Source organism: Natronolimnohabitans sp. A-GB9, assembly GCF_030848565.1.
Classification (GTDB): Archaea; Halobacteriota; Halobacteria; order Halobacteriales; family Natrialbaceae; genus Natronolimnohabitans.
Genome location: NZ_JAVDDV010000001.1, coordinates 130,099 through 152,236, shown reverse-complemented (window position 1 = coordinate 152,236; position 22,138 = coordinate 130,099). Strand labels below are relative to the sequence as shown.

General features: G+C 63.4%; 21 protein-coding genes. 10 read left to right on the top strand and 11 right to left on the bottom strand.

The annotated features are described in order from the left end of the window. Positions 1 to 242: 242 nt before the first annotated feature. A complete protein-coding gene (locus RBH26_RS00725) occupies positions 243 to 908 on the top strand; it encodes an MBL fold metallo-hydrolase (protein WP_306755902.1) in 666 nt (221 codons plus the stop codon). A gap of 128 nt (positions 909 to 1,036) precedes the next feature. Here RBH26_RS00725 and RBH26_RS00720 read toward each other — a convergent pair whose 3' ends face one another. Both RBH26_RS00720 and cyaB read right to left on the bottom strand, forming a co-directional pair. After that, a complete protein-coding gene (locus RBH26_RS00720; RefSeq protein WP_306755900.1) occupies positions 1,037 to 2,242 on the bottom strand; it encodes a methionine adenosyltransferase in 1,206 nt (401 codons plus the stop codon). Between the two features lie 208 nt (positions 2,243 to 2,450). Then, complete coding sequence (cyaB, locus tag RBH26_RS00715) at positions 2,451 to 2,996, bottom strand: class IV adenylate cyclase (RefSeq protein ID WP_306755899.1); 546 nt, start codon at positions 2,994 to 2,996, stop codon at positions 2,451 to 2,453. 88 nt (positions 2,997 to 3,084) lie between these two features. Between cyaB and RBH26_RS00710 the strand changes: the two genes are divergently transcribed. After that, entirely contained in the window at positions 3,085 to 4,059 is a 975-nt protein-coding gene (locus RBH26_RS00710) for a peptidylprolyl isomerase (RefSeq protein WP_306755898.1), read from the top strand. 112 nt (positions 4,060 to 4,171) lie between these two features. Beyond that, the gene (locus RBH26_RS00705) at positions 4,172 to 4,687 is read left to right on the top strand and encodes a hypothetical protein (protein ID WP_306755896.1); all 516 of its coding nucleotides are present in this window, start codon (positions 4,172 to 4,174) and stop codon (positions 4,685 to 4,687) included. A 55-nt stretch (positions 4,688 to 4,742) separates the two neighbouring features. Here the strand turns inward: RBH26_RS00705 and RBH26_RS00700 are convergent, their stop codons facing one another. Beyond that, complete coding sequence (locus tag RBH26_RS00700) at positions 4,743 to 5,369, bottom strand: transcriptional regulator (protein WP_306755895.1); 627 nt, start codon at positions 5,367 to 5,369, stop codon at positions 4,743 to 4,745. 154 nt (positions 5,370 to 5,523) lie between these two features. On the opposite strand from RBH26_RS00700, the gene pyrB reads away from it, so the two are divergent. From pyrB to RBH26_RS00685, 3 genes are all read left to right on the top strand, one after another. Continuing rightward, positions 5,524 to 6,456 (top strand): aspartate carbamoyltransferase, encoded by a 933-nt coding sequence (gene pyrB, locus RBH26_RS00695; RefSeq protein WP_306755894.1) that lies wholly within the window; start codon positions 5,524 to 5,526, stop codon positions 6,454 to 6,456. Further along, a complete protein-coding gene (gene pyrI, locus RBH26_RS00690; protein WP_306755892.1) occupies positions 6,449 to 6,925 on the top strand; it encodes an aspartate carbamoyltransferase regulatory subunit in 477 nt (158 codons plus the stop codon). Before pyrB ends, pyrI begins: the two co-directional genes overlap by 8 nt. Positions 6,926 to 7,437: 512 nt before the next feature. After that, positions 7,438 to 8,277 (top strand): hypothetical protein, encoded by an 840-nt coding sequence (locus RBH26_RS00685; protein WP_306755890.1) that lies wholly within the window; start codon positions 7,438 to 7,440, stop codon positions 8,275 to 8,277. 837 nt (positions 8,278 to 9,114) lie between these two features. Here the strand turns inward: RBH26_RS00685 and RBH26_RS00680 are convergent. From RBH26_RS00680 to mobB, 4 genes are all read right to left on the bottom strand, one after another. After that, the gene (locus RBH26_RS00680; protein WP_306755889.1) at positions 9,115 to 9,783 is read right to left on the bottom strand and encodes a hypothetical protein; all 669 of its coding nucleotides are present in this window, start codon (positions 9,781 to 9,783) and stop codon (positions 9,115 to 9,117) included. A 209-nt stretch (positions 9,784 to 9,992) separates the two neighbouring features. Beyond that, entirely contained in the window at positions 9,993 to 10,760 is a 768-nt protein-coding gene (locus RBH26_RS00675; protein ID WP_306755887.1) for an enoyl-CoA hydratase/isomerase family protein, read from the bottom strand. A 127-nt stretch (positions 10,761 to 10,887) separates the two neighbouring features. After that, positions 10,888 to 11,556 carry a helix-turn-helix domain-containing protein gene (locus tag RBH26_RS00670; protein WP_306755886.1) on the bottom strand — a complete coding sequence of 223 codons (669 nt, stop codon included), beginning with the start codon at positions 11,554 to 11,556 and terminating at the stop codon, positions 10,888 to 10,890. 125 nt (positions 11,557 to 11,681) lie between these two features. Continuing rightward, positions 11,682 to 12,221 (bottom strand): molybdopterin-guanine dinucleotide biosynthesis protein B, encoded by a 540-nt coding sequence (mobB, locus tag RBH26_RS00665; RefSeq protein WP_306755884.1) that lies wholly within the window; start codon positions 12,219 to 12,221, stop codon positions 11,682 to 11,684. Between the two features lie 171 nt (positions 12,222 to 12,392). Here mobB and RBH26_RS00660 point away from each other — a divergent pair, with 171 nt between their 5' ends. From RBH26_RS00660 to RBH26_RS00650, 3 genes are all read left to right on the top strand, one after another. After that, complete coding sequence (locus RBH26_RS00660; RefSeq protein ID WP_306755883.1) at positions 12,393 to 13,622, top strand: MFS transporter; 1,230 nt, start codon at positions 12,393 to 12,395, stop codon at positions 13,620 to 13,622. A 75-nt stretch (positions 13,623 to 13,697) separates the two neighbouring features. Beyond that, entirely contained in the window at positions 13,698 to 14,876 is a 1,179-nt protein-coding gene (locus RBH26_RS00655; protein ID WP_306755881.1) for a tRNA sulfurtransferase, read from the top strand. 127 nt (positions 14,877 to 15,003) lie between these two features. Next, positions 15,004 to 15,570: a DUF5804 family protein gene (locus RBH26_RS00650; RefSeq protein WP_306755880.1), complete on the top strand. Its 567-nt coding sequence runs from the start codon at positions 15,004 to 15,006 to the stop codon at positions 15,568 to 15,570. Positions 15,571 to 15,673: 103 nt separating this feature from the next. Here RBH26_RS00650 and RBH26_RS00645 read toward each other — a convergent pair whose 3' ends face one another. Together RBH26_RS00645 and RBH26_RS00640 are read right to left on the bottom strand one after the other, a co-directional pair. Beyond that, positions 15,674 to 16,282: a hypothetical protein gene (locus RBH26_RS00645; RefSeq protein WP_306755879.1), complete on the bottom strand. Its 609-nt coding sequence runs from the start codon at positions 16,280 to 16,282 to the stop codon at positions 15,674 to 15,676. A gap of 184 nt (positions 16,283 to 16,466) precedes the next feature. Beyond that, entirely contained in the window at positions 16,467 to 17,375 is a 909-nt protein-coding gene (locus RBH26_RS00640) for a PLP-dependent cysteine synthase family protein (RefSeq protein WP_306755878.1), read from the bottom strand. Positions 17,376 to 17,533: 158 nt separating this feature from the next. Between RBH26_RS00640 and RBH26_RS00635 the strand changes: the two genes are divergently transcribed. Next, positions 17,534 to 17,905 carry a thioredoxin domain-containing protein gene (locus RBH26_RS00635; protein WP_306755876.1) on the top strand — a complete coding sequence of 124 codons (372 nt, stop codon included), beginning with the start codon at positions 17,534 to 17,536 and terminating at the stop codon, positions 17,903 to 17,905. Between the two features lie 255 nt (positions 17,906 to 18,160). On the opposite strand, the gene RBH26_RS00630 is transcribed toward RBH26_RS00635, so the two are convergent. Beyond that, positions 18,161 to 19,543 (bottom strand): FAD-dependent oxidoreductase, encoded by a 1,383-nt coding sequence (locus RBH26_RS00630; RefSeq protein WP_306755875.1) that lies wholly within the window; start codon positions 19,541 to 19,543, stop codon positions 18,161 to 18,163. Between the two features lie 303 nt (positions 19,544 to 19,846). Continuing rightward, positions 19,847 to 22,027 (bottom strand): thioredoxin domain-containing protein, encoded by a 2,181-nt coding sequence (locus tag RBH26_RS00625; protein ID WP_306755873.1) that lies wholly within the window; start codon positions 22,025 to 22,027, stop codon positions 19,847 to 19,849. Between the last annotated feature and the right edge of the window lie 111 nt (positions 22,028 to 22,138).

Here is a 22,138-nt window from a genome sequence, read left to right as displayed (position 1 = left end):
AATCTGGCCGTTCAGCGCCAGTTCCGGTCTGCCAGCGAGAACGCTTAGCGGTGAGCTAAGAACGCGACCCGAACGACTCGAGTCGCGAAATAGTTGCACAGACGCGAAAAGACTACTCTTCGAGCCGTTTGACCTGAATGGAGCCGGATATGACGAGCGAGCGGGAACCCTGGTTTCCGGGACGAATCGACGTCTCGATGGCGGAGCTATAAGGGACGAGCCTTCGTAGCTCTCGAGCGACCATGTCCGTAACCCACGAGGGACTCTCGTTCGAGCGACTCGGCCACGCCAGCAAGCGACTCGAAACCGACGACGGGCTCGTCGTCTACGTCGATCCATGGGGGGACGTTCTCGAGGGCGAACCGGGCGACGGCGACGTCGTCCTCGTCACCCACGACGACTTCGATCACTACGATCCGGAGGCGATCGAAGCTGTCGCCGGGGACGACGCTACCGTCGCGGTCTACGAGGCCGTCGACACGAGCGACCTCGCGTTCGACGTCGTCGACTTGCCCCACGACGGCGAGACGACCGTCGAGGGGGTCGACGTCCGAACGGTGCCCGCCTACAACGATCCCGAGGGCGAGCACGTCGACGACGACGGGAGCCCGTTCCACGCCGAAGGCGAGGTGATCGGGCTCGTGCTGACGATCGACGAGACGACGGTGTTCATGCCCTCAGACACGGACTTTCTCGAGCACCACGAGTCGATCGACGCGGACGTGTTCGTACCGCCGATCGGCGGCCACTTCACGATGGACCGCCATGAAGCGGCCGACTTCGCGCGAAGCGTCGAGCCGGAACTCGTGTTGCCCGAACACTACGATACGTTCGAGCCGATCGAGGCCGACGCCGAGGCCTTCGCCGACGAACTCGAGGCCGACGGCATCCGCGTCGAACTGTTCTGATACGGATCGCTGGCCGTCGGTAGCGGCGGCTCATACTGTCGGGCAGCACCGATCGCACTCGAGACGTCGTCGCGGGACGACGGGCCTCGAGACGCGATCGGGTGTATACTGACTGTCGTCAGCTAGTATCAGAACGTCGAGAGTTCGCCGTCGATCACGCGGCGGGTGATGTCGGTGACGTTCGCGAGTTTCTCGTCGACGATCGATTCGATCTCGGTCTCGACGTCACCGAGGGCGACGCCGTCCTCGGTGACGACGTGGACGTCGGCGACGTGTGGCTGGTCGATCGGGCGGCCGATCTGGCTGAGCAGGCGGACGCGCAGATCACGGATTCCGTCGACTTCGTCGACGACACCCTCTGCGATCTCGGTCGACAGTAGGTTGTAGATCTTGCCGATGTGGTTGACGGGGTTCTTGCCGCTGGTCGCTTCCATCGACATCGAGCGGTTGGGCGTGATGAGTCCGTTGGCGCGGTTCCCGCGACCGACGGAGCCGTCGTCGCCTTGCTCGGCGGAGGTGCCGGTGACGGTCAGATAGATCGACCCCTCCTCGTAGTCGTCGGCTGTGTTGACGTGAACGTCGACCGTGCGATCGGTGTGCTCGTCGGCGACCGACTCGACGAACTCGCGGACTGACTCGACGGCCTCGATATAGGCGTCCAGGTCGGCGAGGTACTCGTCGATCATCGCGGCGGCGACGGTGACGTCGATGTGGTCACCTTCACGTTTCCCCATGAGCTTCACGTCCTGGCCGAGATAGGGGTTCTCCTCGGCGAACTCGCCGTTGAGTCGGGCTTCGGCGTCGCGGACGATCCGTTCGGTCTCAGTCAGTGGTGCGTGACCGACGCCGAAACTCGTGTCGTTTGCCATCGGTACGGAGACTTCCTCTTCACCGAAGACCTCCTGTAAGTCGCCGCTGCCCTCGCCGAGTTTGACGTCGACGACGATCTCTTCACCGACCTCGAGATGGGGGATCGTCTCCTCGAGATACTCGCGGGCGGCCCGCAGGGCGACCGTCTCGGCAGGGATCGTCTGGCCCTCGTAGTGTTTGGTCGCACGGCCGACGATCAACAGATAGATCGGGTCGACGACCTCGCCGCCGCCGAACGCGGGCGCGGCCTCGCCGGCGACTAGCTGAGTCTCGTCGGTGTTGAAGTGCAACACTTCGCCGACGCGGTCGATGTACTCCCGGGCCAGCGCGCCGGAGACGGCCTCAGCGACCCCGTCACAGATCGAGTCGGGGTGGCCGATTCCCTTTCGCTCGACGATTTCGACTTCCTGGTCTTCGACTGCCTGTCGGTCGATCGGCTCGACCCGAATGTTCCGCTCGCTCATTACCGGTGATTGGAGGACCGTGGTTCTATAACTTGCGGAAACAAAATCGAATTGAAAATGCTTGGTAGTAATACACATCGCTCGAGAGAGATCGAACCGAACCGCCGGCGAACGGCAGTCTCAGATCGACTGGTGCCCGTCGTGCAATCCGCTGTAACGAGCGAACTCAGGGCCCATCTGTGGGGGGACCGGTACTGATCGACAGCGGTCAGGACTCGAGCAACAGTCCCAGATACGACGTCCGAACTCCCTCGTCGGGATCGAGGTCCAGTCGCTCGAGGAGGGCGTACGCACCGTCGCGGGCCGACTCGACGTCGGCTTCACGTTCGACGTCGGTCTCGACCTCGACGTACTCGCCGACGTCGTCGACCGCGTCGAGCGTGATCGTATACTCCTCGAGGCCGTACCGCTCGCGTTCCTTGCGGACCGTCGCGGTCGCCTCGAAGCCGAGGTTCGTCAGGACGGCGTCCATCGTCGTGCCGTCGCCGACGGCGGTCTCGAACTCCTCACGGCTCTTCGATTCGTCGTCGAGTAACGGACCCTTGTAGGTGATACGGCTCTCGTCGGTGCCCGTTTCGGGGATCGACTCCCGACGGATTCGCAGCGCCTCGTCGGTTTCGACGAACGATCGGTGGGGCGCGTCGTAGTACGTGTCTTCCTGGACGACGGTCCGCTTTCGGTCGGCGTCCGTGGCCTCGAGTCGCTCCCGGACGGCCTCGAGGTCGGCAGGGACCTTCACTTCGACTTCGTACATGAGCGGGGCCACGGGGAGCGGTCGTAAGTATCGGTCGTTCTCGGGGAAAAACGTCGTACTTAAATGTAGACGGGCGGACGTACAACGTATGACCGAGGAACAGGAGGCCGAGCCTGAGGAACAGGCCGATGACGTTGCAGAGGACGTAGACGAAGACGCTGAAGCCGAAGCAGAAGGGCTTCAGGAGGGCGATTTCGTCGAGATCGAATACACCGCATACACGGTCGAGGGCGACCAGCTGGTCGACACGACCGACCCGGACGTCGCCGAGGAAGAAGGCGTCGACGACCAGGGTCAGGAGTTCAAACCGCGTACGATCGTCCTCGGTGAGGGACACATCTTCGAAGGTGTCGAGGAGGCCATCATCGGCTCCGAGGCCGGCGACGAGGGCTCCGTGACGATCCCCGCCGAGGATGCCTTCGGTGAGTACGACCCTGACAACGTCGAGACCGTCAGCGCAGAGAAGATCGACGAGGACGACCGCTACCCCGGTGCGAACGTCCAGGTCGACGGTCGCCAGGGCTACATCAGCACGATCATCGGCGGCCGCGCCCGTGTCGACTTCAATCACCCGCTGGCCGGCGAGGACGTCGAGTACGAGTACGAGGTACTCGACGTCGTCGACGACCGAGAACAGCAGGCAGCCGGCCTGTTCGAGATGATGCTCGGGATGGAGCCCGAACTCTGGATCGAGACGGACGAAGTCGAGGAGGAAGTCCCCGTCGAACCCGACGAGGACGAAGACGAAGACGACGAACCTGCCGAGCCTGAGTTCGAGACCGAAGTCGTCGAGAAGGAGACGCTCTATCTCGAGGCTACGCCCCAGATGACGATGAACCAGCAGTGGATGATGGGCAAACAGCAGATCGGTCAGCAGATCATCGACCAGATCGGCGTCGACCGCGTCATCGTCCAGGAAGTCATCGACGGCATGGGTATGGGCATGGGCGGTATGATGGGCGGCATGGGCGGTATGGGCGGCGGCGACATCGAGGACGCCCTCGAAGACGCCGACGTCGATGCCGACGAGATCGTCGAAGAGCTCGAAGGCGCCGAAGAGTAACGACCGACCCGATTTTCGATTCGCTTTCTCCAACTCAACGCGAGACCGACACGGCGACCCCACGCGAGTGTCGGCCGCTAGCTTATTTCTCGCAGGAGACAAGCCCGAGGTAATGAAACGAACCGATCCGCTTTCACGACGAACCGTCGTTCGTTTCGGCGGCGGACTCGTCACCGCAGGGCTCGTCGCCGGCTGTATTGACGGCGGAGAAGAGGGCGGTGAACCGGACGAAAACGGTACCGACGAACTCGAGGAGGAAGCCGACGACGAAGACCCACCAGAAGACGAAGACGAAGACGACGAGTGGGAGGACGTCGAGACGATCGAACTCGACGCCGTCGAGGGTGCCTGGGTCGGACGTCGTCCGTCGGTCATCGAGGACGTCGAGAACCCCGATATCGCTCTCTACGAGGGTTCCGAATACGAGTTCGTCTGGACGAATACCGACGGCGCGAGCCACAACCTCGCGATCTGGGATGGGGACGAACCGATCACGTCGACGAGTTTCGTCGACGAGGAATCCGAAACGACCGCACTCACCGTCGACGCGACCGACGAGATGGAACTCTACCTCTGTGAGTCACACAGCGACGAGATGACTGGCTCGATCGAGATCCGCTCCGAGTGACCGGGCGGCCGAGCGGTCCGCGGTCGCTTCGTCGGACCGCCGAGCGGACGGCTGATCAGGCGATATCCCGGCTCGTGTCGATCGCGACCTCCTCGACTAACTCGAGTTTGATCGCCTCGGTCGGCTGCCCGCCACCACGGAACTTGGGAATCGTGAGGTGGTTCTCGAGTTCGGTACCAGCCGTCGCGGTCCGGAGGTCGAAGACGGCGTCGGCGGCGTGGTAGGTCTGCGTGCGGTTGTCGGGTTCGCCGGCGCCTTTCAGACAGTGTAAGACGGCGATCGATCCCGTCTCGAGCATCTGGGTCTTGAGATCGTTGAGGAAATCGACGTACGCGTCGGTGTCGGTCCGCTCTAAGGCGTCCATCGTGTCGACGATGAGGTTCGCACCGTCGGGAAGCGCGCCGATCAGCCGAGTTGCCTCCTCGAGTGGCTCGTCGCCGGTGACGTGGCGAACGGTCGGGTTGCCGACCGCCGACGGCGAGGCGTCGATCGCGTGGCGGACGGCGTCGTCGGAGCGTTCGGTCGTCAGGTACAGCGTTCCACGGGCAGCCGTGAGTTCGTACAACAACAGCTCGGACTGGCTGGCCGGATCGGCAGTGTAGGCGACGATACAGCCCGGTGGGAGCCCACCGTCGAGCTTCCGGTCCAGCACGTCGATTCCGGTTTCCAGCCGACCGACCATACAATTGGAATCAATTACCGCAGCGCTTGCATAACTCTTTGGCTTCGAACTAATTTATAGACAAAAAACAATCACGAAATCAGTTCGTTCTCACAACCAGTTTTCGATCTCGAATGGAGAGATTCAAGGGCTCGGCAGGAGCCAACACGAACGAATGCGTCACGATCACCTCATCACGAGCAAACAACTCTCGCGGGCGGACATCGAGACCGTCCTCGACCGGGCGGCCGAGATCGACGCCGATCCAGCGGCCGTCGCCGACCGCCACGCAAACACGTTGCTCGGATTGCTCTTTTTCGAGCCGAGCACGCGGACGAAGATGAGCTTCGAAACCGCAATGAAGCGACTCGGCGGCGACGTCGTCGACATGGGTTCGATCGAGTCCTCGAGTGTCAAGAAAGGCGAGACGCTCGCCGACACGGTCCGGGTCATCGAAGGCTATGCCGACGCCCTGGTTTTGCGCCACCCGAGAGAGGGTGCAGCCAAGATGGCAAGCGAGTACGTCGACGTCCCGCTTTTGAACGCCGGCGACGGGGCCGGACATCATCCCACACAGACGCTGCTGGATCTCTACACGATCCGGGAAAACGCCGGGCTAGACGATCTCACCATCGGGATCATGGGCGACCTGAAGTACGGTCGGACGGTTCACTCGCTTGCACACGCGCTGACCAACTTCGATACGCGCCAGCACTTCGTCAGCCCCGAGAGCCTCCAGCTCCCACGGGAGGTTGTCTACGACCTCCATCAGGTCGACGAGAGCGCGACGATCCGCGAACACGACTCCCTCGAGGAGATCCTGCCGTCGTTGGACGTCCTCTATGTCACCCGGATCCAGCGCGAGCGGTTCCCCGACGAGCGGGAGTACCAGAAGGTCGCCGGCGAGTACCAGATCGACGCCGACACGCTCGAGGCGGCGAGCGACGATCTGACGATCATGCATCCACTGCCCCGCGTCGACGAGATCGCGCCGGCAATCGACGACACCGACTACGCCGCGTACTTCGATCAGGCACACAACGGGGTCCCGGTGCGGATGGCACTGCTCGATCTCTTCCTCTCCGAGGGAGGTGAGACCGATGAGTGACGACCGCGACGGAGACGAACACGAACTGCGCGTCAGCAAGATTCGGAACGGGACCGTCATCGACCACGTCCGCGGCGGACAGGCGCTGAACGTGTTGGCGATCCTCGGAATCGACGGCAGCCAGGGAGAGGAAGTCTCGGTCGGGATGAACGTCCCGTCCGATCGCCTCGCGCGCAAGGACATCGTCAAGGTCGAGGGACGGGAACTCAGCCAGGACGAGGTCGACGTCCTCTCGCTGATCGCGCCCGACGCGACGATCAACATCGTCCGCGACTACGAGGTGGTCGAGAAACACCGCGTCGAGCGCCCCGAGATCGTCGAGGGCGTCCTCTCCTGTCCAAACACGGGCTGTATCACCACCGGCGACGAACCCGTCTCCAGCCGGTTCGAGGTGCTCGACGACGGGGTTCGGTGTACCTACTGTGGGACGATCGTCCGCGAGGAGATCGCGTCGCTGATCGACACCTGAGACGGACTGCTGTACCGAGTTACCGTCGTCACTACGCAGGGTCGGCGAGCGGCGGGCAGTGACGACAGGAGACCGTATGAGACGAACAGAGAGCCGTACGAGACCTGCAGCGACGCTCGAGGCCGAAACCGGATCCGGATCTCGATGCCACGGTGAGAGTGACATCCAGAATCTCTAAGTGGTTGTCAAAATAACGTTCTCTCGTACATGTCTCGTACAGTCAAAATTCTGGTTGCCCTGTTCGTCATCGCCGTCCTCTGGAAAGTCGTAAGCAGCGGCTCTTCCGACGTCGATATCGAAGAGGTCGAATACGAACCCGCCGAATAGCTGCCGAGTGGACTGTCGGACGACCCGGTTCACACCGATCGCACTCGAGACGCGGTCGGTTCGTCGGACCGTCGGCCGGCAGTGTCGTATCCATCCGCGTCCCCTCGATGGCGGGCGCGGGCGCTCACGCGCGATCGACCGTTCGATTCCGAACGGCTTACGGCGACGGCGTCGTACGCTGAGTTATGTACGGCGTCGTCACGCGCAACGCTGAAGAGGTCCGCTGGCCGGAGTTCGATCGGGGGTTCTACGAGGTCAAAGACGTTACCGGCCGGTCCGCCGAACCGATCGAGGACGGCGTGAACATGGTCTCCTGTTTCGGCGACAACGCTGCCGCCGACGCCGATCCGTCGCTGGTCCCCGTCGACGACTTCGGCCGACCGGCCACGCGCGATCGGGAGTACTTCGACTGGGCGTATATCTGTCCCTCCCGGGCGGACTACCGCGAGGGCTTACTCGAGGTCATCGACGACTGCGTCGCCGAAAACGAGGACGTTCGACTCGACGACGTCGGTTTCCCACGGGCCGAGTACTGCCGTTGTGGGATCTGCGAGAAGGCATTCGAGGAAAGTGAGTTCGACGACCGCTTCGAGTGGCGCGCGAACGTCATCACCGAGTTCATCGAGGAGGCCACCGACCGCATTCCTGGAACGGTCTACATGACGCTGTACCCCGACCCATACCCAGGCCACCTCTACGAACGGGCCGGCATCGATCTCGAGGCGATCGAGGAACACGTCGACGAGTTCGTCGTCCCACTGTACGATACGGCCTACGAGACGACCTACTGGCTCGAGACGATCGCTCGTGGCTTCGAGAGCGCGCTCGAGACGCCGTTTAACATCGAATTGTACGCGGTAAACGTCGATATCGACAATCTGATCCACGCGACCGAAGTCGCCGCGGAGTACGGCGAGCGCGTCTGCTTCGGTTACGAGGCGAGCAACGCGCGGGCGGCGTTGCGACGGATGCGGGCCGACGAGCGCGACGGCGTCACCCACGGCGAACCGGACTCCGAATCCTGACGGGCGTCTCACTCGAGAGTATCTCTCACGCCCGCCTCCGACGATATGAGCGTCGGCAATCGACCGACGAGTGACTCGAGCGACGTTCGAGTGCGGGTTCTCTCGATCGGTCGACGAACCGCACAAAAAGGATCGATGCTCGGCGAATAACGAACGGCTCGAGTCGGAACCGGTGGCGTCTGGTCTGGCGACGATCGACTAGCGGGTGTCGTCGCCGTTGACATCCTCCTCCGCCTGAAGGCGGAGGAATCCCGAGCGGTGGGAGTTTCAGGTTTGCAGTCCAATCGACGGACTACCACACCTTTCGGGCACGGGTAGTCCCACAGTGTCGGTGTGGTGGACTGCTGGCGGTGCCAAACCGCCGTTACCCCTATCCTCGACCGTGTATGGCGTCCCGGTGTTGTTTTTGCCACGGGGACGCCAGCAGGCGTCAGCAGAGTCGGGGGTATCGTGGTGCTCGCTTTCAGTAGTCGGCACGGTCACACTCTTCTGGAATGTGCGTTCACCGACTGCCCTTCCGGATACTGCCTCGTTGCGTGGGCGGACAGGCCGTCGTCCGAGAGACTGTGTCTCTCGAGATCACGAAAATATCCGATTTTCGAACGACCTCCGAAGGACGGTTCGGAATCCGCTCCGTTCCGACCAATTCCTACATTAGCGCAGGTCGGCCTGTCACTTAAACTTCACCGTAGGAAACTCAGAGCGGGCGTTTGAACGGTAGGACGTTTCCCAGAGTGACGGCGCGTATCCACGTCCTCAGAAATCGGAGATTTCTGGTGTGCGAACGAGACGCTTCGCGTCTCGTCAACGCCGTGAACGGCGTGGTATTGCGCCTGTTCAGCCGATAACATCGTCGTCATCGTCGTCCGTGAGTCCGCTGTCATCATCGTCACCGATCAGGTCGTCGTCATCGTCGTCCGTGAGTCCGCTGTCATCGTCGTCACCGATTAGGTCGTCGTCATCGTCGTCCATGAGTCCGCTGTCATCGTCGTCGCCGATCAACTCGTCATCGTCGTCCGTGAGTCCGCTGTCGTCGTCACCGATCGTATCGTCGTCATCGTCACCGATCATATCGTCGTCATCGTCGTCCATGAGTCCGCTGTCGTCGTCACCGATCATATCGTCGTCATCGTCACCGATCAACTCATCGTCGCCCCTGTCGGTTCCGGTGCCGGTCGTTCCGGTATCGGTCGTGCCTGTCGTCTCCGACCCTGTGTCCATGTCGCTCGTGGTTCCAGTACCGGTTGTGCTACCGGCACTGCCCGAGAGGTCACCCTCGAGGCGGACCTGGTCGTCGGTCACTTGCGCGACAGACCCCTCCTGGAGCGGATAGGTATCTTCGTCGGTCCCGCCCCAGCCGAGTTTCGCCTTGATCGTGTCCGTGATGCCGGGATCCGGCTCGACGTGGGCGGTGCCGTGTTCGACGTCCGCGACGAGCCCGACCTCGTCGCCGTGGGCGTTGACGACGGTCTTGCCGATGTCGTCGTCGGTAAACTGTGGGGACATTGCAATACGCTAGATGGCCAACAAAAGGATCATCGTGGTGCTTGCGGTGGCTTGCGGTTGGAGAGCGATACTGGCTGCTAACAGTCCGTGAGCGCGCGAACGCATCTCGAGACCGCGAACCGTCCGTCTCATACGGACTGTCGTATCGAACACCGACGATCGCCAACACGGGGTGGGCGATCGGTGAGACGTGACGACAGGAGACCGTCTCAGTCGTCGAACTCTGGATCCCGTCCCTCGAGGAAGGCAGTGACGCCTTCCTCGTGGGCGTCGGAGGTGCGGGCCTGGACTTGCAGCAGGTTCTCGTAGTCCAGTGCCTCCGACCAGTGGCGCGTCACGTTCTCGTGCATCGCTTGTTTCATCATGCCGATGATCTCCGTCGGACTCGAGCGCAACTGGTCGACGGTTTCGGCGACGCGGTCGTCGAGTTCCTCGGCCGGCACGGCCTCGTTGACCAGTTCGAGGTCGGCGGCACGCTCGGCGTCGAAGAACTCGCCGGTGAACGCGAGCTTCTTGGCGGCCCGCAGGCCAACGATGTGCGGGAGCATGAAGGTCCCGCCGGTATCGGGGATCAGACCGACGCGGACGAACGCACAGGAGAAGTTCGCGTCCTCGGCTGCGTACGCGATATCTGCGAGCGCGACGATCGCCAGACCGGCGCCGATGGCGTCGCCATCGACCTTCGCGACGATCGGCACGGGACACTCGAGCATCGCTTCGACGACCCGTCCGAAGGTCTCGGTAACCGTCTCGTAGGCGTCTCGCGACGTGTCGGGAAACTCGGCAAGCGACTGGATGTCGCCGCCGGCGCTGAAGGCATCGCCGTCGCCGGCCAGGACGATCGCATGATACTCCGCAGGCGAAGCGTCGTCGATCGTCTCGGCGAGTTCGACGGCTGTCTCCGTCGTAATGGCGTTTCGCGCGTCGGGTCGATCGAAGGTGATCCGGAGGATCCCGTCCTCGCTATCGACGTGCATGCACGACCGGTCTCGGCCGTGACGTATAACGGTATGCGTTGTCTGCCCTCACGGATCGTAGCCGTTCGACGAAAACAGGGGCTCGTACTCCGAACGACACACCGTGTGACACCCGAGGTCGACGGATTCAGTTCGAGGGAACCGGCGGCGCGACGGTATCGTCTTCGGAGACGTTCAACTCCGACGTGACTAGCGCGCGATAGGCCCGACGGAGCCGCTCCGAGAGGGCCTGGTGGGAGATGTCGAGCTCTTCGGAGAGTTCCTGCATCGATACCTCACGGGGGATCTCGAAGTAGCCGTGATCGATCGCCGCGACGAGGGTCTCGTACTGGCGAGCGGTGAGTCCACACTGGGTGTGGCTCTCCTCCTCGAGGTCGAACAGGCGAACGATCGTCGGCGTAACGCCGGCGTCGTCGAAGCGGTCGTACAGCGAGCTGACGCTCTCGCGGTCGGCAAAGCGGATGCTCAACAGCCAGGTGCCGTTGGCGGCCGACGCCGAGAGCACCGTCCCGTTCTCTTCGATGATCAGATCGAAGACGTCGATAGCGTCGGGCTCGAACTCGATGTCGTAGAGCCAGCGGTCGTCCTCGCTGTTTATCAGTGAGTACGCGCCGATCGCCGAGGCGTCGTTCAGCGCCAACTCGATGGCGTCTTGGGAGGGGCCGGAGAGCCAGAGGCCGTGGCCGCTCGAGGCGATTACTCGCTCCATTTCACAGTTCAGTGAGGGAGCTGCCTCGAACAGCTCGCCGGTTCCGGTTCCGTCGGCCGGGATCTCGATGTCTGCGATCGATGTCATGAGTTCAACCAAGCGTATGACGGGGAATCCAATAATCCCGTTTCCAAAGAGATTAGCAACGACGAAGTCGAATTACACGGTGAATGATCCGTCTTGTGACGGAGTCATTCTCGTGTAGGTATCAATTATTCGTCAGCACCTCCGTCTTCGGATCGGTCGCCGATTCCCTCGAGTTCGCGGATCGTCGTTACGAGCGTCTCGAGGTCGTCCGTTCCCCGACCGACGATCTCGCCGCCGACGGTGTCGGGATCACGATCCCCGACGAGGATCGTCGGCAGCGGCGCCGCGGAGAACCCTTCGACGACGACGAACGCGTAGCCACGGCGCTCGAGGCGCTCGAGTGTACTCGCGAGGGCCCGTATCTCCGGGTCGTCGGCGGCGAGTACGTCGGTGCCGTCGAGCCGATCGGGTGGGTCGCGCTTGCCGTGTGTGCTGATGTCGAAGGTGAGTTCCGGCGTGATCCCGACGACGGTCTCGGCGCCTGCGGTCCGGTGGCGATGCGTGTCGGCACCTGGGGTGTCGATCTCGATGTCGTGGTGGATCGACTTGACCGTCGCGACGCGGCCGTGGTCGGCCAGTCGCGGAACGAGACGTTCGACGAGCGTCGTCTTGCCCGAGTCGCTCGGTCCCGAAAGCGCGACGACGCGGAGTGGCTGCTGGCCCATCGGTCCGATATCCGGTTTGTGCCGCGGACACAAGATTCGATCGGCCGACGCGTCGGTCGGTCGGCAGTCGACGCGGCCTCGCGATCCACCGGTTTCGACACTCCCTTTAGCGCGAGCGGTGTGGTACGACCTGGAGTTACGAATCGACCCATTCCTCGAGAGCGATCGCCAGTGAACCTTCCGACACCCGAGTCGAACCGGATCGTCCTCGCCGTCGTCGCCAGTACCTTCTTCGTCGGCTTCGGCGGGGGTGTGATTTTCCCGATCCTGCCGAATCTGGGCGAGGTACTGGGAATCTCGGCGTTTATGGTCGGTTTGATCCTGAGTGCCAACCGCTTTACGCGGCTCGTGGCCAACGCGCCGGCGGGGATCCTCGTCGACCGGATCGGGACCCGAACACCGTTCGTCGCCGGGCTGGCGATCGAGGGTGTCGCGACGTTCATGTACGTCGTCGCAATCGTTTCGCCGATGCCCGAAGCCTGGTTCATGGTCGCCCGGGTGCTGTGGGGGATCGGCAGTGCGCTCGTCTTCGCGACCGCCTACACGATCACCGCCGACGTCAGCGAGGCCGACTCTCGGGGGACGAGCATGGGTATCGTCCGTGCGGGTATCACCTTCGGCTTCCCCGCAGGACTCGTTCTGGGCGGCGTCGTCAGCGACGTCTGGGGGAACGTCGAGGCGTTCGTCCTCGCGGCCGCCTTCGCCGCCCTCGCGAGCGTCATCGCCTATCTGATCGTCCCCGAGACCCACGTCGAGGGCGAACAGGAGTCGGTCAAACCCTGGGACGTCGAGCGCAGCGTCCCCGCACTGACGATCGGGCTGGTCAACTTCGGGCTCTACTTCGCCTACATCGGCGTGCTCTTCTCGACACTGGTGTTGTTGCTCGACGCTCGCGCGATCTCGATCTTCGGACTCGACGCCCAGGGGTCGTCGGGCATGCTGATGGCGATCACGGTACTCGCCGGCTCGGTGTTTACCCTCGGCGGCGGCGCTCTCTCCGACGCCGTCGGTGCTCGCGTCCCCATCATGATCGGCTTCCTGACGACCTCCTGTATCGGTTTCGCCGTCCTGGCGTTCAGTACGAGTTTCGAGGGTATGATCGTCGCCTGTCTCCTGATCGGTGCTGGCCAGGGCGGCGTCGGCGGTCCGCTGACGGCGCTTTTGGCGGATCTCACGCCGGAAGAACGGGTCGGCCGTGCGATGGGGACGAACAACGTCTTCGGCGACGTCGGCGGCGGACTCGGACCACTGGTCTCGCTACCGCTGGTCGACGTCGTCGGCTTCGAGGTCATCTACGGGGTCAGCGCGATCGTCCCGATGCTCGCCGGGATCGTCCTCGTCGCCGGCATCTACGTCCACACCGGCCGCGTCAGTCCGTCGGTCGGCGAGTCAGTGAGCTGAGAGCGGCCGACGCCCTCGAGGTCCCGTCTCGTCCTTACGCAACCCCCTTATAGCCCCACTCATCTATTCACAGCCATGCATCCTCCGGGAGCCGACACGGTCCTCGTCCGCCACGGGGACATAAACACCAAGAGCAACACCGTAAAGCGGTACATGGAGGGGCTTCTCGTCGAGAACCTCGAGGCCCTCCTCGCGGACCGGGAGATCCCCGCCGAGGTCGAAAAGCGGTGGAACCGGCCACTGATCCACACGACCGAGGACGACGTCGAGGCGGCGACCGACGCGGCGACCGACGCCTTCGGCGTCGTCTCCGCGAGCCCGTGTCTGACCGTCACCATCGAGAAGGAGGCTATCATCGAAGCCCTCGTGGAGACGGCCCACGAACGCTACGACGGGGGTACGTTCGCGGTCGACGCCCGCCGGGCCGACAAGACTCTGCCATACGACAGCGAGGAACTAGCTCGCGAGGGCGGCACCGCAATCTGGGAAGCCGTCGCAGACGAGTTCGAGCCCGAAGTCGACCTCGACGATCCGGATCTCACGTTCGGCGTCGAGGTCCGCGAGGACTCCGCGTTTATCTACCTCGAGAAAGCTCCCGGTCCGGGTGGTCTCCCGCTTGGCGCCCAAGAGCCGGTGATCGCACTGGTCAGCGGCGGGATCGACTCGCCGGTCGCGGCCTACGAACTGATGCGCCGTGGCTCCCCCATCGTCCCGGCCTACGTCGACCTCGGTGCTTACGGTGGGATCGATCACGAGGCCCGCGCGATGGAGACCGTCAGGACGCTCTCGCAGTACGCACCGAACTTCGACATGCAGGTCTACCGGATCCCCGGCGGCGAGACGGTCGACCTACTCGTCGACGAGATGGAACAGGGACGGATGCTCTCGCTGCGACGCTTTTTCTACCGGGCCGCCGAGACGCTGGCCGAGCGCGTCGACGCCCACGGGATCGTCACCGGCGAGGCCGTCGGGCAGAAATCCAGCCAGACGATCCAGAACCTCGGCGTCACCAGTCGTGCCACCGATCTCCCGATTCATCGGCCGCTGCTCACCCGCGACAAACACGACATCGTCGATCAGGCCCGCGAGATCGGTACCTTCACCGATTCGACGATCGACGCCGGCTGCAACCGCGTCGCTCCCGACCGCACCGAGACCAACGCTCGCCTCGAGCCTCTCCTCGAGAACGAACCCGACGACGTATTCGAGCGGGCCGAACGCGCAGCCCGGAACGCGGACCTCGTCGAGCCCTGAGACGATCCCGTTAGCGACGGACAACGCTGGGAATCGCCGATCACGAGATCAGCACCGACTCGAGGACGGTCGCGACGTCGTCGGGAGAGCGAAACCCACATTATATCGCCGAACCGACCGATGAGTAGTGACTCGCGTCTGTCTCATCGGGAACGACGACTGTAATCTCCAGTACGAACTCCTCTCCCGGGAGACCTCCCGCGAGGCCCTCGCGACGTACGAACTGACGCGTCCGTTCGAGAACGCCATCGCGCTCCGGACGGTCAGCGTCGGCGCCGCGATCTCGCTGCTAAACGACTTGAACTGGTATCTCACGCGGTTCGTCGACGAGGCACTCGTCCTGGAGCCAAGCGTCAGCGACGAGGAGTGGCTCTCTCGAGCGCTCGCACGCGACCTCCGCAACGGCGACGTCGAACCGGCCGAGACCGCCGAGTTCTGCAAGATATACGGTCTCGAGCGGATCGAGTCGGATACCTCGAGCGGCGAGCAGCCGGCGTCGGAGACGGACGACGGGGACGCCTCGAGCGGAGACGATCAGGCATCGGCGAACGGCGGCCGTGTTCCCGGACCGACTCGGCGACTCGTCGAGCCGCTGTACGTTCGCCGGACGGGCGGCGAACTCCCGGAGTACGACCTCAGAGACGTCGACGAGACGCTCGTCGTCCGGCTTACCGAAGACGAGCACTCGCCCTGAACGCGACGCGAAAATCGAGTCTCATACGGACTGCTGTACCGATCTCCCGCCGATTGCTGACCCCGCCCTGGCGATCGGCGGGACGTGACGACAGGGGATCGTATCAATCGGCGTCGTTCGAGTCGCTCTCGTCGCCGTCACCGAACCGAAAATCGTGATTCTCTCCGTGACGGTCGACGATCGTCACCGAGACGCTGGGCTCGTCCGCGATCGGTGCCCGGATGAGTCGTCCGACGACACTTTCGACCTGCGGACACACCGTTTCGTCGCCCTCTTCCTCGCGGACTGCTGCCTCGAGTTCGAGGGATGGCTCCTCGCTTTCGTCCCGCTGTTCGAATGCGGACTCCTCGAGTGACAGCTCGTGGCAGGGTGTCGGCGCGTCGGCCTCGAGGGCGACGATCACCGACGTCTCGAAGTCAGTTACGTCGACGAACTCGGTGTATTCCTCGTCGTCGCGGTCGTAGCGTGTGAGCCACTCGAGTACGTCGTCGGCGTCACAGAACAACTTTCCGTCGGGACCGGACTCGGGACCTGCGGTGTCGGTGATCGGAACGTCGTCAACTGACTCGACGACAGTCGGACTCTCCTCGGAACCGTGGTCGCTCTCTTCGTCGGTTTCACCGTCGAAGATCCGATCGCCGAAATAGTCGGCAGCGAGTACGAAGATGCCGGCAGTGCCGGACAGCACCGTTCGCCTGGATCGACGTGTCATATTCGGATAAAAACGGGACTCCTTCAAAGAGGTTCGCCAAGGTGAAAAAACGATTTTTGCTTGCTCATACGGCCGGACAGAACTACTGTGGGCAGTCGCCGCGTCCGTCCGGCGAACCCGCTTCAGTACTTCTGTCCGACAGCATATCGCGCGTCGTCGATCCGCCGTGAGACTCGAGTGACGTTCAGTCGAACAGTCCAGTCGAGAGATAGCGTTCGCCGCTGTCCCAGAAGACCGTGACCACGAGCGGATCGCCGTCCGTACCGGCCGGGTCGGCGATCTCGCTGGCGATCCGCTGTGAGACGAGACTCGTCGCGCCGCTGGACTGGCCGACGAGGACACCCTCCTCGCGGGCGAGGCGGCGACACTCGTCTTCGGCGTTCTCGAGTGCGACGGTCTCGACGCGGTCGATCAGGTCGCGATCGAGGTTCTCGCTGACGAAGCCCGGTCCCATCCCCTGGAAATCGTCGTCGCCGGACTCGCCGGTCGAGAGGACGGCGTTGCGTTCCGGCTCGACGGCGATGATGTCCATGTCGGGGAACACCTCGCGGAGCCGTCGTCCCGTACCGGAGATGGTGCCGCCGGTGCCGACGCCGGCGACGAAGGCGTCGACCTCGCGGTCGTCGACCTGCTCTATGATCTCCGTTCCGGTGGTCTGGTAGTGGGCCTCGGGGTTCGCGGGGTTCTCGAACTGGCCGAGCTGGATCGCACCCTCGGCCTCGAGTTCGTCGGCGCGGTCGCGGGCGTCCCCCATGCCGCCGTCGACGAGTTCGAGGTCGGCACCGTAGGCAGCCATGATCTGCTGGCGCTCCTCGGACTTGTCCGCCGGCATGACGATCGTCAGGTCGTAGTCCCGGGCGGCACAAACCAGGGCGAGGCCGATACCGGTGTTGCCGCTTGTCGGCTCAACGAGCCGATCGCCCGGTTCGATGCGGCCGTCGCGTTCGGCCGCCCGAATCATCTGGAGTGCCGGCCGGTCCTTGGCCGAGCCGCCGGGGTTGAAGGACTCGATCTTCGCGGCGACAGTGACGCCCTCCGGCGAATCGACCTGGACGAGCGGCGAGCCGATGGTGTCCAGGATGCTGCCTTTCATTGGCAACCCCTAAGCAGTCGAGCCATAAACCGCTGCTGGACTCGGACAGTCCGTGCCGGTGTCTCGAATTCGGGTGTGTTCGGTCTCGGTAGAGAAGCGACTCGACGATCGTCGTCGGAAACACCGCCGTTAAGCCTACGGGGGCGGTACCGTCGGGTATGAGTCTCGAGACCATGCGGCCGAACCCGACCTGGGATGCCGCATCGTACGAAGACGCAGTCGACACGCTCGAAGCACACAACGACGACCTGGTGTACAAGATCTGGGGCGGCGACTGGTGTAAGGATTGTCGGAAGCTCCTGCCCGATCTCGGCGCCGCTCTCGAGGCGGCCGACGTCTCCGACGAGCGCATCGAGGAGTTCGCACTCGATCAGGACAAGGAAGGGCCCGGCGTCGAGGAGTACGATATCGAATACATCCCGACGGTCGTCGTCGAAAACGACGACGGCGAGGAAGTGGTCCGGTTTGTCGAGTCCGAGGACCTGCCGCCGGCGGTCTGGCTGGCCGAGCGACTCGAGGACGAACTGTAACGCGTCGTCACGACCGACTACTGCTTCGGTCATTCGGTACCCTATAGCAGTTTGTGTCGGCCGATTCTGTAGTACGAACACCGCACGGAAGCGCTACCGCTTCCTCTTTTTTCGACCAACCGATCGATTCCGAGACGAAAAATACCGGTTCGGGCCGGACTCGAGACAGTCGGTCATACGGTCTCCTGTCGTCACGTCCCACCGATCGCCAGGACGGGGTCGGCGATCGGCGGGACGTGGTTACAGCAGTCCGTATCAGTCGTCGTCTGCGGGAACCGGATCGGGATCCTGTTCGCCGTCCGCTCGCGGGAAGTTCCCGATCGTCGCGTCTTCGAACTGCTCCTCGTCGAACTCGTAGTCGCCCTCGAGGAAGTCGAGGACCTGTCTGGTGTCTTGCAGTGCGTTCTGCAGACAGGTCGAGGCACCGGGCGACGGCGTGACGTTGAAGATAATTCCGTCGCCGGTGATCTTCGCCTCGCCCATGTCCAGTGACTTCGTTTTGGTGTTGACGATCTGTGGCCGGACGCCGCCGTAGCCTTTCGCCCGCTCGATGTCCTCGAGTTCGACGGTCGGAACGACCTTCTGGACGTGTGGCAGGAACGCTCGCTTCCCGACGGACGGAACGTCGTAGACGAGGTTCTTGAGGACGTACGGAAACAGGATACGGTCCGCGAGGATGTTCGTGTAACTCAGGACCGAATCGGAGTTCAGCTGGAAGACGTCGAAGAAGTCCGGCACCGTCGACAGTCGTCCTCGTTCGAGTGCCGGGACGACCTTGGCCGTCGGTCCGAACCGGGTGAGATCTCCGTCGTGGACCTCGGCGTCGCCGTGGACCGCCGCGAACGGCAGTTTCTTCATCTGGAGCGTGTAGACCTTGCCGTTCAGCAGTCCTTCGTCGGCGACGAAGAAGCTGCCGGCGACCGGGAGCAGGGACATATGCTCGCCGTAGCCCATCTCCTTTGCGATCTGGAGGCTGTGTGAACCCGCTGCGACGACGGTCGTGTCGGCCGAGAACCAGCCGGCCTCCGTTTCGACGAGGTACTCGTCTTCGGTCTCGTTGATCGACTCGACTTCCGTCCCGGTGTAGACGTCGACGCCGTCGACGTCGCGAGCCTCGTCGACGAACGACTTCGCGACCTCACCGTAGTCGACGGTGTAGCCGTCGGGCGTCTGGAGCGCCAGCATGTCCTTGGTCGGATCTCGGCCCTCGACGACTTTCGGCTCGATCTCCGCGATCTCCTCGCGACTGATCGCCTCGAGTTTCGGGAAGAGATCGCCGAAGCCTTCGTCGTGGTATCGGGTTTCGAGTTTGTCGACTTCCTCGTCACCGACCGCAAGCACCATCTTGCTGCGCTTGCTGTGCATCTCCCGGTCCGGGTCGTTCTCCTCGAGGTAGCCGGCGACCATCTCTGCCCCTCGCTTGACAGTCTCGGCCTTCTCGAGGGTGTAGTTGGTCTCGATGTCCCCGAAGTGAAGCGTCTGGGAGTTGTTCGTGTGGTGGGAGTTGATCGCTGCGATCTCGTCTTCCTTCTCGATCAGCGCGACCTTCTCGATGTCAGTGAAGTTCGCGACCGTGTACAGCAGCGATGCTCCGCTGATTCCGCCGCCAACGATGACTAGCTCGTATTCTTCTTTCATATCCGGTGTTCGAATCGGCTTTGCGCAATGCCGTTACCGACGAACGTTCATGAATATACTAAACCTCTCCTATATCGAACGGATGATCGTCGGTGTTCGTCCCGCTTCAGGACGAATGTAGTCCATAGATACCGTATCACATGGTATCACATAACAGTCTGATCGATTACACTGGTCGACTCGAGTCAGCGTCGTGACTGGTTCGAAACCGCAGGATGCGTCGGTCGGCCGCACCGAGGGGTGGGCCGACGGTGGCTCGTCCGCGTCGATCGCCGAGACTGCCTTCGAACAGACGAAAGCGCCCTAGAACGGACTCTCTGGATCGTCGAGTGTCGTCCCGCTCGAGTCCTCGACTGTGGTGTCGTCTAGCCACTCGAGTGCCTCCTCGACGTCGTGGGTCGGCGGCGAACAGGTTCGGTCGCGACAGACGTACAGCGTCGGCTCGCCATCACGGGCCTCGCGGCCGGCCCAGATCGCCGGCGGCTCCTCGAGGCCGAGTCGACCGAGCCACGCCCCGAGCCCCTCCTCGGTCGGCGGCCGGAGCGCGAACAGGCGGTCCGGACGATAGTCGTCGGCGAACCGCCCGCGCCACTCGTCTGGAAGTCGGTCGGCGGCGACGGTGACCTCGAGTACGCCCGACTCGAGGCGATCCGCCCCGAGACAGAGCGAGGCGTGCTGGAGAGCGTTCGTCTCGATGCGGTTCGCGTGGGTCTCGAGAACCGCGGCCGCGATGTCCTCGAAGTTGGCCTCCGCGAAGCCGTCGAGTGTCAACAGCGTCTCGACTGCGACGCCGGCCGCGGATGGTGTCGACTGGTCGTTTAGCTCCTGTGGGCGGGTCACGAGCGACTCGCCGCTTTCGGGGGTGAAGTACAGTGTCCCGGCCTCGTCGTCCCAGAACTCGGCTTCGATCGTTCGTGCGAGCTCGAGTGCGAACGCGAGGTGGTCGACGTCGCCGGTGGCTTCGTAACAGCCGACGGCTCCACGGGCGAGGAAGGCGTAGTCCTCGAGATAGCCGTCGATCGCGACGTCTCCCGCTTTGAACCGGCGAGAGAGTCGCTTCTCGTCGGTGTCCCAAAGTCGCTCTCGGACGAACTCGAGGGCGTCGACGGCCATGTCGGCGTACTCCTCTTCCTCGAGGACGAGCGCAGCCTCGGCACAGGTGCTGATCAGCAGGCCGTTCCAGCCCGCAAGCACCTTCTCGTCGCGATTCGGACGGGGCCGCTGTTCGCGGGCCTCGAACAGTCGGGTGCGAGCGTCCTCGAGTCGTCGTTCGATCTCGTCTTCGTCGAGGTCGTACTCGGTGGCCAGATCGGCGATCGAACGCACGTGGTTGGGCTGGTTCTGCCCCTCGAAGTTGCCCGACTCGGTGATGTCGTAGCGGGCACAGAAGAGGTCGGCCGTCGTCTCGTCGTCGAGTACCTCCTGGACTTCGTCGGGCGTCCAGACGAAGAAGGCACCCTCTTCACGCTCGCCGGTCTCGGGGTCGACGCTTTGTGCGTCGAGGGTGCTGAAGAAGCCACCCTCCTCGTGGGTGAGCTCGCGGTCGACGAAGGCAAGAGTCTCCTCGACGACGTCGGCGTAGCGCTCGTCGCCGGTCAGCTGATAGCCCGCGAGAAACGCCCGCGGGATCTCGGCGTTGTCGTAGAGCATCTTCTCGAAGTGGGGGACAGTCCAATCTGCGTCGACGCAGTATCGGTGAAACCCACCGCCGACGTGATCGTAGAGCCCGCCCGCGGCCATCGCGTCAAGGGATTCCTCGAGTACCTCGAGATACTCGCCGCGTCCGGTCCGGTCGTATGCACGTGCGAGGACTCGCAGGCGCGAGGGCTGTGGGAACTTCGGACCGCCGGAGCCGAAGCCGCCGTGCTGGCGGTCGGCACTGCGGACTGCTGCATCGGCTGCCGTCTCCAGAACCGCACTCGAGGGCGGCTCCGCGCCCGCAACGGCGTCGGGCGTCTCCTCGAGGCGGTCTTTCGCCGCGTCGGTCCACTGCTCGGCGCGGTTTTCCATCTCCTCGCGGTCGTCCGGACTCCTCCAGGAGCTGCTGATCCGTCGACAGAGGTCGAGAAATCCAGGCTGGCCGCGTTTTTCCTCCTTCGGGAAGTAGGTGCCGACGTAGAAGGGCTTTCCCTCGGGGGTGAGCCAGGCCGACAGCGGCCAGCCGCCTCGACCGGAGACGAGCTGTGCGACGGTCATGTAGATGCTATCGATGTCCGGACGCTCCTCGCGGTCGACCTTGATCGGAACGAAGTTCTCGTTGAGTACTTCGGCGACCTCCTCGTCGGCGAAGCTCTCTTCTTCCATGACGTGACACCAGTGACACGCCGAGTAGCCGATCGAGAGGAAGATCGGGACGTCGTGTTCGCGGGCGGCCTCGAGCGCCTGTTCGTCCCAGGGCTGCCAGTTGACGGGGTTGTCCGCGTGCTGGCGAAGGTAGGGACTCTCCTCCTCGTCGAGGCGGTTGCGCTGGGTTGGCTGGTCCATGCCCCCGGCTACGGGTGGCAATAATAAAAGTCCGGTGTATGTTACTAGAAGCGGACGTTCCGAACTGGAAACCGATCCAGTCGGCGACGGTTCCGGACGTCGAAACTGTCG

Coding starts and splice junctions, on each gene's coding strand:
- RBH26_RS00635 (WP_306755876.1), top strand. CDS start 17,534: ATGAGTCTCGAGACCATGCGGCCGAACCCGACCTGGGATGCCGCATCG.
- RBH26_RS00700 (WP_306755895.1), bottom strand. CDS start 5,369: ATGGTCGGTCGGCTGGAAACCGGAATCGACGTGCTGGACCGGAAGCTC.
- RBH26_RS00685 (WP_306755890.1), top strand. CDS start 7,438: ATGTACGGCGTCGTCACGCGCAACGCTGAAGAGGTCCGCTGGCCGGAG.
- mobB (WP_306755884.1), bottom strand. CDS start 12,221: ATGGGCCAGCAGCCACTCCGCGTCGTCGCGCTTTCGGGACCGAGCGAC.
- RBH26_RS00710 (WP_306755898.1), top strand. CDS start 3,085: ATGACCGAGGAACAGGAGGCCGAGCCTGAGGAACAGGCCGATGACGTT.
- RBH26_RS00670 (WP_306755886.1), bottom strand. CDS start 11,556: ATGACATCGATCGCAGACATCGAGATCCCGGCCGACGGAACCGGAACC.
- RBH26_RS00705 (WP_306755896.1), top strand. CDS start 4,172: ATGAAACGAACCGATCCGCTTTCACGACGAACCGTCGTTCGTTTCGGC.
- RBH26_RS00625 (WP_306755873.1), bottom strand. CDS start 22,027: ATGGACCAGCCAACCCAGCGCAACCGCCTCGACGAGGAGGAGAGTCCC.
- RBH26_RS00640 (WP_306755878.1), bottom strand. CDS start 17,375: ATGAAAGGCAGCATCCTGGACACCATCGGCTCGCCGCTCGTCCAGGTC.
- cyaB (WP_306755899.1), bottom strand. CDS start 2,996: ATGTACGAAGTCGAAGTGAAGGTCCCTGCCGACCTCGAGGCCGTCCGG.
- RBH26_RS00725 (WP_306755902.1), top strand. CDS start 243: ATGTCCGTAACCCACGAGGGACTCTCGTTCGAGCGACTCGGCCACGCC.
- RBH26_RS00720 (WP_306755900.1), bottom strand. CDS start 2,242: ATGAGCGAGCGGAACATTCGGGTCGAGCCGATCGACCGACAGGCAGTC.
- RBH26_RS00680 (WP_306755889.1), bottom strand. CDS start 9,783: ATGTCCCCACAGTTTACCGACGACGACATCGGCAAGACCGTCGTCAAC.
- pyrB (WP_306755894.1), top strand. CDS start 5,524: ATGCGTCACGATCACCTCATCACGAGCAAACAACTCTCGCGGGCGGAC.
- RBH26_RS00675 (WP_306755887.1), bottom strand. CDS start 10,760: ATGCACGTCGATAGCGAGGACGGGATCCTCCGGATCACCTTCGATCGA.
- RBH26_RS00645 (WP_306755879.1), bottom strand. CDS start 16,282: ATGACACGTCGATCCAGGCGAACGGTGCTGTCCGGCACTGCCGGCATC.
- RBH26_RS00655 (WP_306755881.1), top strand. CDS start 13,698: ATGCATCCTCCGGGAGCCGACACGGTCCTCGTCCGCCACGGGGACATA.
- RBH26_RS00630 (WP_306755875.1), bottom strand. CDS start 19,543: ATGAAAGAAGAATACGAGCTAGTCATCGTTGGCGGCGGAATCAGCGGA.
- pyrI (WP_306755892.1), top strand. CDS start 6,449: ATGAGTGACGACCGCGACGGAGACGAACACGAACTGCGCGTCAGCAAG.